We start from the raw sequence: 1,245 nt of genomic DNA, 5'->3' as shown, positions 1-1,245 counted from the left end.
AGGAGGTGTTCACATGGGTGAGCAACGGCAAAGGTACACAGAGGAGTTCAAGCGTGAGACCGTAAAGTTTGTCCAGGAACAGACGAAATCAATTGGGGATATTGCTCTAGATCTCAACATTCCATCGAGTACACTTCACCAGTGGATGGGAAAGTATCGTACTTTCGAGAACGAGCCAATTGGGAACATGGATAAGATCCGGCAACTTGAACAGCAACTTCGTGAAAAGGAACGAGAGCTCGTGGAGAAAGATCGCCGCATTGCAGACGTTGAAGAGGAGTTAGCTATTATAAAAAAGGCAGTGCACATCTTCAGCAAGCCAAAGAATTGAGATTCCAGTTCGTTGAAGACAATCGCTCGGAGTTTTCTGTGGAGAAGATGTGCAAAGTTATGGGTATTTCGACGAGCGGGTACTACAAATGGAGAACAGCAGAACCAAGTCCACAGCAGTTTGAAAAGGTAAAAATCCAAGAGCGTATCCTCTTTCACTTCCATGACAGCAATGAGCGCTATGGAAGTCCCAAAATCACTCATTTACTTCACCAAGAAAAGCTATTGCCAACAGAGCGTACAGTGAGCAAGTACATGGCTGAGCTGGGGCTTCGTTCTTGTGTCTCCAAAAAGTATAAGGTGCAAACGACAGACTCTAATCACGATTATGCTGTGGCACCAAATACGCTCAATCAACAGTTTGAGACGCCAAAGCCTAATCAGGTTTGGGTAGCAGACATTACGTACATCGCTTGCAGGGAAGGGCGTCTGTACTTGGCAAGTATCATGGATCTCTGTACGCGAGAAATTGTAGGATGGCGCCTAGGAAGCCGTATGCAAACGGAGTTGGTTTTAGGTGCCCTCGAAGATGCAGAACAAGCGAAGAAGCCGAAAAAAGACCTTATCCATCACTCTGATCGAGGCTCCCAATATGCTTCAAAAGAGTATCGTGACAAGCTAGTAGAGTACGGGATGCAAGCAAGTATGAGCCGGAGAGGTAACTGCTATGACAATGCCAGCATGGAGTCCTTTCACAGCATTCTAAAAAAGGAACTGATCTACTGCAATCCAACCTTTAGAACGAAACAACAAGCACACCAAGAAATTTACCGCTACATTGAGTTCTTCTACAATCGCAAACGAATTCACGGCTCGCTTGGTTACATGTCGCCAGTTCGTTTTGCAGCTCAATTCAAGCAAGCAGAGGCAGCATAATTACACTAACTCAGTGTCCACTTTCTTGACAGAGGTCCA

The 1,245-nt window shown here is 45.6% G+C and carries 2 protein-coding genes; both read left to right on the top strand.

All coding sequences use genetic code 11. The features are described from left to right. The coding region (locus PGL01S_RS30665; protein WP_244935829.1) for a transposase at window positions 1–331 on the top strand (331 nt) is incomplete at its 5' end. Beyond that, entirely contained in the window at window positions 328–1,206 is an 879-nt protein-coding gene (locus PGL01S_RS30660; RefSeq protein ID WP_244935828.1) for an IS3 family transposase, read from the top strand. The genes PGL01S_RS30665 and PGL01S_RS30660, both read left to right, overlap by 4 nt. The last annotated feature ends 39 nt before the right edge of the window (window positions 1,207–1,245 follow it).

Source organism: Paenibacillus glycanilyticus NBRC 16618 (assembly GCF_004000805.1).
GTDB lineage: Bacteria > Bacillota > Bacilli > Paenibacillales > Paenibacillaceae > Pristimantibacillus > Pristimantibacillus glycanilyticus.
The sequence above is the reverse complement of the archived record's forward strand: the minus strand, read 5'-3'. Positions and strand labels throughout refer to the sequence as shown.